Origin of the sequence: Streptomyces glaucescens (genome assembly GCF_002154375.1) — a bacterium.
GTDB classification, from domain to species: Bacteria; Actinomycetota; Actinomycetes; order Streptomycetales; family Streptomycetaceae; genus Streptomyces; species Streptomyces glaucescens.
This window is the reverse complement of the sequence record NZ_MUND01000507.1, coordinates 1-8734: the sequence shown is the minus strand read 5'-3', so window position 1 is coordinate 8734 and position 8734 is coordinate 1. Positions and strand designations below refer to the sequence as shown.

General features: G+C 72.9%; 8 protein-coding genes and 2 pseudogenes. 5 read left to right on the top strand and 5 right to left on the bottom strand.

The features are described from left to right. Both CCN42_RS29745 and CCN42_RS29740 read right to left on the bottom strand, forming a co-directional pair. A pseudogene (locus CCN42_RS29745) lies at positions 1-1074 on the bottom strand (ATP-binding protein); the annotation flags it as partial. Between the two features lie 271 nt (positions 1075-1345). Continuing rightward, positions 1346-2206, bottom strand: coding sequence for a hypothetical protein (locus CCN42_RS29740; RefSeq protein ID WP_086740248.1), 861 nt, complete (start codon positions 2204-2206; stop codon positions 1346-1348). Between the two features lie 161 nt (positions 2207-2367). Between CCN42_RS29740 and CCN42_RS29735 the strand changes: the two genes are divergently transcribed. From CCN42_RS29735 to CCN42_RS29715, 5 genes are all read left to right on the top strand, one after another. Further along, complete coding sequence (locus CCN42_RS29735) at positions 2368-3315, top strand: NADP-dependent oxidoreductase (protein WP_086740246.1); 948 nt, start codon at positions 2368-2370, stop codon at positions 3313-3315. A 176-nt stretch (positions 3316-3491) separates the two neighbouring features. Further along, on the top strand, positions 3492-3866 hold the full coding sequence (locus CCN42_RS29730) for an anti-sigma factor antagonist (RefSeq protein WP_245877527.1): 375 nt from the start codon (positions 3492-3494) through the stop codon (positions 3864-3866). Positions 3867-3989: 123 nt separating this feature from the next. Continuing rightward, the gene (locus tag CCN42_RS29725) at positions 3990-4640 is read left to right on the top strand and encodes a DUF4230 domain-containing protein (RefSeq protein WP_086740242.1); all 651 of its coding nucleotides are present in this window, start codon (positions 3990-3992) and stop codon (positions 4638-4640) included. Between the two features lie 71 nt (positions 4641-4711). Beyond that, positions 4712-5287 carry a VanZ family protein gene (locus CCN42_RS29720; protein WP_086740240.1) on the top strand — a complete coding sequence of 192 codons (576 nt, stop codon included), beginning with the start codon at positions 4712-4714 and terminating at the stop codon, positions 5285-5287. A 114-nt stretch (positions 5288-5401) separates the two neighbouring features. Beyond that, positions 5402-6655: a glycoside hydrolase family 16 protein gene (locus CCN42_RS29715; RefSeq protein WP_086740238.1), complete on the top strand. Its 1254-nt coding sequence runs from the start codon at positions 5402-5404 to the stop codon at positions 6653-6655. 9 nt (positions 6656-6664) lie between these two features. Here CCN42_RS29715 and CCN42_RS29710 read toward each other — a convergent pair whose 3' ends face one another. From CCN42_RS29710 to CCN42_RS29700, 3 genes and pseudogenes are all read right to left on the bottom strand, one after another. Further along, entirely contained in the window at positions 6665-6901 is a 237-nt protein-coding gene (locus CCN42_RS29710) for a hypothetical protein (RefSeq protein WP_086169651.1), read from the bottom strand. Positions 6902-6953: 52 nt separating this feature from the next. Next, positions 6954-7973, bottom strand: a pseudogene (locus CCN42_RS29705) (DNA topoisomerase IB). 4 nt (positions 7974-7977) lie between these two features. Beyond that, positions 7978-8734 (bottom strand): SDR family oxidoreductase (locus CCN42_RS29700; protein WP_107427661.1); only part of this gene is annotated, 757 nt, incomplete at its 5' end.

The following is an 8734-nucleotide window of genomic DNA, read 5'->3' as shown; positions in this document are numbered from 1 at the left end:
CGAGTAGCGGGTGGCGTTGTCCAGGAGGTGGGCGAAGATCAGCGTGAGGTGGTCCACCAGGCCGCCGTCGACGCCGAGTTCGGGCAGATGGCGTACGTCGACGCGGTGGAACTCCTTGATCCGGCCGATTCCGCCGCGGACCACGCTGAGCAGCCGCTGCGGCTCCTGCCACTGCCGTCCCGGGCGGTCCGAGCCGCCGAGCACGCCGATGCTGGCGGCGAGACAGTCGGCGGGGCCGATCGCCTGGTCCAGTTCCATCAGACCGCGCGCGACGGCCGGGAGGCGGCCGTGCTCGCCCTGCATCTCGTGCAGCCGGCCGCGCAGCTTGCTGGTGAGGACGTGGATGCGGTTGCCGATGCCGACGACGGCCTGTTCGGCGGAGGTGGAGCGGTTGAACTCCTCCTCGACGCCGATCAGCGCGGTGCGCAGGACCTTGCGGAGGTCGGCCTGGAGTTCGGGTGCGACCTTGGCGCACTGGTTCACCGCGGGCAGCAGGTCGTCGATGGCGTCACCGGCGCGCAGCCTCCGCAGCGCCTCGGGCAGCTGCTCATTGGCGAGGCGGGCGACCGCCTCCCGCTGGTGCGCGAGCTGTTCCTGCCAGAGGCCGGTCTGCTCGGCGAGCCGCGCCTCGTAACCCTCGGCCTGCTCGGCCAGCCGCGTCTCGTGGCTCTCGGCCTGTCCGGCGAGCCGCGCCTCGTAACCCTCGGCCTGCTCGGCGAGCCGGGCCTCGTAGGCCTGGGACTGCTCGGTGAGCCGGGCCTCGTGGGCGGAGCGCTCGGCGGCGTACCGGCTCTCCAGGCCGGCCACGTGCTGCTGCCACTGCTGGGAGTGCTCGGCCTGAGCGGCGCGGAACCCGCTCTCGGCCCGGCGCAGTTGGGTCTGGGTGCGCAGCAGCAGCCGTACGCAGACCGACCCGGCCGCCGTCGCCGCGGCTCCGGCGACGGCCGTGGTTATTCGCTCCGAGCTCATGAACGTGGCGGCAACCGTCCCGCCTCCTAAGGCCAGCGGCATCAGCCACCAGCTGTACCAGGCGACAGGGGGCCGCGCCGCCGGCGGCGGAGTGGCGAGTTCCATCTGCATCCTTCGAAGCAACACAATCGAACAGGGGGGGTGTGCATGGGGGACCGCACTCATGAGTACGCACCGCGAGCCGACCCGTCGCGATCGCGTCAACTCGCAGCGCCGGACCGGAGCTTATCTGGTTTCAACCCGAAAGGATCAACCTCACCCGGGCCGCGGAGGTGAGGATTCCGTCACTCTCCGCCATCCATGCTCCCTCCGTGTTCGAGTCGACAAGTCCCCTTGCCCACCTGCGAGGTTGCTCTCGAAGCCCGCGCCCTCGCGGTCAGCGGCAGCCCATTCCGTCGGTCACCCGCGGCCAGGCCTCGACCCCGTCGGGGGTGCGGATGTAGATCTTGGACGAGTCGCCGTCGACGACCCACAGCGCGCGGTCGCCTCGGCGGTGGCCGGTGTCACGGGCGCGGGCGGGCAGCGGGACGTCACCGTCGTACGGCGCGGTGAGCATGCCGTCCGGCAGGACGCCGTGGGGGTCGCGGGCGTAGAGCCTGCCGTCGGGCTCGCGGCCGAGGGTCAGGAAGTGGGCCCGCTGCCAGTCGCAGTGGCCCGGCCCCGCGCCGCTGTGCAGCAAGCCGAAGGGGACGCGGTCGCCGTGCTCGTCGGTCCAGATCTCGTACCCGTGGGAGTCGGTGAAGCTCGCCGGCAGCTCCGCCGGATCGCAGGAGGCGGAGGTCTCCGGCCCCCAGCCCGGGGCGTTCGCGCGGTCCTTGGCGACGACGACCGCGACCTTGGTCCGGCCGCCGACGTCGTAGGAGAACAGCACCCGGTCGCGCTCCGCGCGCTCCACGCGGTAGCCGGAGCGGGGGACGTCGGGCTGCTCGATGTCGAACCAGGCGGCAAGACCCTCCTCGGGCGTCCCGCCGCCGTCGCCCTCGCTCCAGGACTCCCCCGCGCCGCCGGAGTGGATCTCCCCGTCGCACTCCAGCGCCCGGCCCGCCGCGCCCGACTCGATCCGGGTGGCGCGTGGGCCGTCCTCGTCCAGGTCGGGGACCCGCACGGAGAGCGGTCCGCCGTACGGCGTGGCGGGCGGTGTGCCCTCGACCACGATGTCCGCCGCGCCTGCCCCGCATCCCGCCGCCGTGGCGCTCACCAGCACCGCCACCGCCACCACCGTCAGCCTCTTGCGCATCCGCCGTCCCTCTTCCCGGGTTCCGTTGTCGCTCCTACGACGCGGCGGGACCCGGAAACGTTGGGCCGGCGCACCGTTCGCGGCGCCCACACTTGGCAGTGTCCCGCCGGAGGACGGCCGGACCATGGGCCGGGCGGGCTGCCCCCGGCACACTGAGCGCCATGACTGCGACCACGATGCGAGCGATCCACCAGGAGGTCCTCGGCGGTCCCGAGGTCTTGCACGCAACCGAGGTGGAACGGCCCACACCGCGCGCGAACCAGGTGCTGATCCGGGTGCGGGCCGCAGGGGTCAACCCGATCGACCTGAAGCACCGCGCCGCCGGCATGCTCCTGGGCGCGCCGCCCTTCGTCCTGGGCTGGGACGTCTCCGGCACGGTCGAGGAGACCGGATTCGGAGTGTCCGCCCTCGTTCCGGGCGACGAGGTCTTCGGCATGCTGCCCTTCCCGTACGGCAACGGCGGGTACGCCGAGTACGCCGTCGCACCGGCCCGCCTGCTGGTGCCCAAGCCCGCCGGCCTCTCCCACACCGAGGCGGCCGCACTGCCGATGGTGTCCCTCACCGCATGGCAGGCGCTGGTGGAGACGGCCGGACTCCGCTCCGGGCAGCGGGTGCTGATCCACGCGGCGGCCGGCGGGGTGGGGCACGTGGCCGTGCAGCTCGCCAAGGCGCACGGGGCCCATGTCATCGGCACGGCGAGCGCGGGCAAGCACGCGTTCCTGCGCGGCCTGGGCGCGGACGAGGTGATCGACTACCGGGCGACCGACTTCACCGAGGCGGTGAAGGACGTCGACGTGGTGCTGGACACCATCGGCGACGACTGCACGGCGCGCTCGCTGCGGGTGCTGCGCCCGGGCGGGATCGTGGTGTCGATCCTGCCGATCGAGTCGCCGGAGGTGTTCGAGGAGGCGGACCGGCTCGGGGTGCGGGTGACCTGGATCCTGGTGGACGCCGACCGGGCGGTCCTGCGCACGGTCGCCGAGCTGGCCGAGGCGGGCACACTGCGCCCGGCCATCGCGGGGACGTTCCCGTTCACGGAGGCGGCCGAGGCGCACCGGCTGGGCGAAACGGGTCGGACCACCGGGAAGCTGGTGCTGCTGATGGAGTGACGTGCCGACCCCGGCCGGAGCCGCGCCGTCAGCCTTTGTTCACGACACGAAGGAACTCGGCCGCAATTCACAGACATATGTCAATCGAACATGCTGAAATTCAGTCCGCAAGGGTAACTTGCAAGACGGGGCGCGCAGTTGTGCGCCGACTTGGGCTGGTTGGAGGCGATGTCGTCGTGCGGCAGGAGCGCGCCCCGCTCTCCCGGTACCTGCGCGTGCGCCAGCACCGCGGCCACACGGTCCTGGAGTTCCTCGGGGAGATCGACATCGCCGCGGCCGAGGAGATCGTCCCGTACCTGGACGCGGCCACGGCCCCGCCCGCCCCGCGGATCGTGATCGACCTCAGCCCGGTGGAGTTCTTCGACGCCTCCGGGCTGCGGCTGCTGTACCGCGCGCGCAGCCGGGTGCTCGCCCGTGACGGGCACCTGTCGCTGGTCTGCGTCCATCCGCCGACGCTGCGGGTGCTGCGCGTGGTGGGCCTGTCCCGGTTACTGCCCCCGCTGCCGACCCTGGACGACGCGCTCCGCCGGCCGGAGAGCCCCGCCAGATGACGGGGTCCCGGCCGCCCCTACGCTCCCCCGCGGTCCGCCAAGGGTCGTAGATCCGTCGACTCGGCTGTCTGGGCGCCCGGATGACGGGCATCCGGAGACCGTGGGAGGAAGGAGACCGTCGCCATGACGACGTCCCTCAAGCGGATACCGGGCTGGGTGAAGGCCGCGACCGCCGTCGCGCTGGTGCTCGTGGTGCTGCTGGCCGGGCTGCGGCTGAGCGGACTGCCGGGCCTGAAGGACGTGTTCGGCACCGAGACCCGCGACCGGTCCGGCCCGGCGCTGCTGCGGTCGATCCAGGACATCAGCCGGTACGAGGCGGCGTCCGGCAACTTCCAGGTGGTGGTGGACCTGGAGAAGGACACCAAATTCCTGCCGGACGCGGTGCGCGGCACCCGCACCCTGTACGTGGGCGCGGGCACCGTCGACGCCTACGTGGACCTCGGGAAGGTCGGCGAGGGCGATGTGACGGTCGACGAGGACCGTACGTCGGCCACGCTCCGGCTGCCGCACGCCGCGCTCGGCGCACCGGCCCTCGACCCCGACCGCTCCTACGCCGTCTCCAAGCAGCGCGGGCTGCTGGACCGGCTCGGGGATCTGTTCTCGGACAATCCGAACGGCGAGCAGGCCGTGCAGCGGCTCGCGGTACGGCACATCGGCGCGGCGGCACGGGAGAGCGGGCTGACCGCGCGGGCCGAGAAGAACACCACCGACATGCTCGAAGGCCTCCTGCGTTCGCTCGGTTTCAAGGAGGTCCGCGTCACCTACGGCCGCTGATCGGGCGGTAGACGCCCGTCGGCCGGGGTAACCGGCTCACACACCTGGGAAGTTGAAGACCGGAGGACCGAATGGCCTGGGCAGGCGTGCGTTCCTTGAGTTCCCTCGTTCCGTCGCGGTCGCGCCCCGCCGGGAAGGCGGAGCCGGCTGGGAGGGCGGAGCCGACCGGGAGGGCGGAGCCGGAGTCTCCTCGCCGGCGGCTGCTGCCCGCCATCGGCCGGGCGCTGGCCATGGTCTGCGCCTTCGTGCTGATGGTGGCGTTCTCGGTGGTGCTGGCCCGCCTCACCCTGGAGCCCTCCCCCGCCTCGGAGTCGCTGACCCACAGCAATCTGCGGCCCGGGAGCTCGCTGCGGGCCTATGTGGAGCAGCCGGTGGGCCGCGACGCGGTCAAGCAGATGGGCGGCAATCTGCTGCTGGGCGTGCCGTTCGGCGTCCTGGTGCCGGTGCTCGCGCCCAGGGCGCGCGGGATCGGCCGCGTCCTGCTGCTCACCGCCCTCGTGATGCTGCTGGTGGAGCTGGCCCAGGGCGCGGTGGTCACGGGCCGCGCCTTCGACATCGACGACGTCATCCTCAACACGACGGGTGCGCTGGCGGGTTATCTGCTCCTGGGCCGCCGGCTCGGGCGGGCCGTGCACGCGCGCCGCTGAGGCCGCCCGGCGTCACGAGCGGCTCCTTCCGGTCCGTACCAATGTGTTGACGGAGGCTTAGCTCATCTCTTGAATCAAGGGGACGCCCTTACCCCCGCCTTCGAAGGGATCCCCATGGCCACGCCACGCCTGCTGCGCAGATGCCTGCTCGGCGCGCTGTCCGCCTTCCTCATCGCGTCCGCCGCCGTCACCCCCGCCCGGGCCGAGCCGGCCGGCCCCCGGGCCGCACCGGCCGATGCCCGGGCGGTGACGTTCCTCGACACCTTCGACGGGCCCGCCGGCGCCGCGGTCGACGGCTCCAAGTGGCAGACCGAGACCGGCGACAACGTCAACAACCACGAGCGGCAGTACTACACGGCCGGCACCCGCAACGCCGCCCTGGACGGCCAGGGGCACCTGGTGATCACCGCCCGCCGTGAGAACCCGGCGGGCTACCAGTGCTGGTACGGCAGCTGCCAGTACACCTCGGCCCGGCTGAACACCGCCGGGAAGTTCAGCGCCCAGTACGGGCATGTCGAGGCACGGATGAAGATCCCGCGCGGGCAGGGCATGTGGCCCGCGTTCTGGATGCTCGGCACCGACCTCGGCCAGGTCGGCTGGCCCAACTCCGGCGAGATCGACGTCATGGAGAACGTGGGCTTCGAGCCCTCCACCGTGCACGGCACGCTCCACGGCCCCGGGTACTCCGGCTCCGGCGGCATAGGCGCCGGATACACCCTGCCGAACGGCCAGGCCTTCGCCGACGCCTTCCACACCTTCGCCGTGGACTGGGCGCCCGACTCGATCACCTGGTCCGTCGACGGCCAGGTCTACCAGCGGCGCACCCCGGCCGACCTCGGCGGCCGGCAGTGGGTGTTCAACAAGCCGTTCTTCCTCATCCTGAACCTGGCGGTGGGCGGCTACTGGCCCGGCGACCCCGACGGCTCCACCGTCTTCCCGCAGGCCCTGCTCGTCGACCACGTGTCGGTGACCACGAGCGACACCCCCACCGGAGCGGCGGTGCGCGGACTGGCCGGGAAGTGCGTGGACGTCGCCGGCGCCAGCCCCGCCAACGGCACGCCCGTCCAGCTCTACGACTGCAACGGCACCGCCGCCCAGCGGTGGACGGCCGGCGCGGACGGGACGCTCCGGGCGCTCGGCAAGTGCCTGGACGTCGCCTCGGGCGGCACCGCGGACGGCACCCCCGTCCAGTTGTGGGACTGCAACGGCACCGCGGCCCAGCGGTGGGTCGTCACCGCGGCACGCGACATCGTCAACCCGCAGGCCGACAAGTGCCTCGACGTCACCGGCAACAACCCGGCGAACGGCACCCGGCTGCAGATCTGGACGTGCACCGGCGGCGCCAACCAGAAGTGGACGATCGGCTGACCGCCGGGGCTACCTCGGCCTCCAGGTGAACTTGTCGCCGCCCACCCAGCGCACCACGTCCGGATCGTCCAGGTCGTGCACCGTGATGCCGAAGGCGGCGGCGGTCTCCAGGACGTCGGTGACGGTCCGGGCCTCACCGACGACTTGTCCGTCGATCTCCACGATGCGGAAGGGCGGCTGGCCCGGCTGGACCCCGAGCACCATGATCCGCGGGTGGGATATATGGGGACTCGCGACTTCGGTCATGCCATAAAGGGTAGGACGGTTCCGGCCATCGGCATCCGGACACCCGGACGTCTCACCCGGTGAGCAGGTCGAGGACCGCCGCCTCGACGGCGCCCTGGGTCGCGGGCCGCCCGAAGGCGCCGTGCTCGTCGAGCCGGGTGAGCGTGGGCGCGATCGTGCGGCCCTGCTCGAACAGTTCGAAGACACGGGGGTCGATGTAGGAGGCCCGGCACCCCGCGGGCGTGCTGCCCAGACAGTGGCTGACCTCGCGCACGGCCCGCGCCACCTGGCGGCGGCGGGACGCCGGGGTGGCGCGGGCCGCCTCGGCGGTGACCGCCACCGCCACGGCGGCCAGCACGGTGGCGTGCCAGGTGCGGAAGTCCCTGGCGGTGATCTCCGTCCCGGACAGCCGGCGCAGGGCCTCGTTGAGGTCGTCACCGCGCAGGTCGTCCCAGGCCCGCCCCTCCCAGAAGGCCAGCAAGCCGCTCGCCGCCGCGCCGGGGGCGGCGCAGCAGTGCGTGGGCCACCGCGTGCGCCTGCTCGTCGACCAGCGCCCGCACCAGTTCGATGCCGCCTTTGGCCGGATAGCTGAACGCGATCTCGCCCCGGCCGCAGCGCACATGCTCACGGAGCATGGTGGTCAGGCCGTAGGTCTCGTTCTCACGGGTGTGCCGGTCGCTGCCGATGCGGAAGAAGCCGAGGTCGAGCAGGCGTACGGCGCAGGCGGTGACCCGGGCCCGGCTCAGGCCCCGGCCGGACAGGTCGGCGGTGACCCGGGCGCGCAGCTCGGGCAGGACGGCGGCGTCCTGGCGCACGTGCTCGTGCTTGGCCTGGTCCTGCTGGGCGCGGAACTCCTCGTGGTACAGGTACTGCCGGCGTCCGGCGTCCTCCGTGCCGACGGCCTGGAGGTGGCCGTTGGACCAGGGGCAGATCCACACGTTCCGCCAGGCGGGCGGGATGGTCAGGGCCCGGACACGGGCCAGCTGCCGGGGGTCGGTGAGCGGTTTGCCGTGGGTGTCGAGGTAGCGGAAGCCCGGCCGTGCCGGACCCGGGTGAACCCGGGCTGCTCCCACGCACTGGTGCGCAGTCGCACGGTCTCAGGGCCGCCGCCAGTCGTCGCCGGTCAGATGGGATCCGGCCTGCGGACCCATGCGGAGCATGCCGCCGTCGACGGTCCACGAGGCGCCGGTGACGTAGGAGGAGTCCGGGCCGCAGAGGAAGGCGATGACGGCGGCGACCTCGCGGGCGTCGCCGGGCCGGCCCAGCGGGACGCCGGGACGGCGCTCGTCGGTGACGTCGGTGTCCTCCTGGCCGGTCATCGGCGTGGCGATCTCCCCGGGCGCGACGGCGTTGACGGTGATGCCGTGCTCGGCCAGCTCCAGCGCCATGACCTGGGTGAGCAGGCCGAGGCCGCCCTTGGCCGCGCAGTACGGCGCGGCGCCCACCCGCGGCTGGTGCTCGTGCACCGAGGTCACGTTGACGATCCGCCCGCCGTCGCCCTGCCTGATCATGCGCCGGGCCGCCCGCTGGCCGCACAGGAAGGGGCCGACCAGGTCGATGTCGAGCACCTCGCGGACGTCGGAGAGCTCCAGGTCGAGGAACGGGGTGGCGGTACCCGTGCCGGCGTTGTTGACCAGCACGTCGACGCGACCCAGCCGGTCGGCCAGCTCGTCGATGACGTCCGCGGCGTCGGGCAGCCGGGTGAGGTCCATGTGCGCCACCTCGGCCCGCTGTCCGTGGGCGCGGACCTCCTCGGCGGTCTCCTCGGCGCCCTTCAGGTCGCCGTGCCAGGTGATGCCGACGTCCAGGCCCGCCCGGGCCAGCCGCACGGCGGTGGCCCGGCCGATGCCGGAG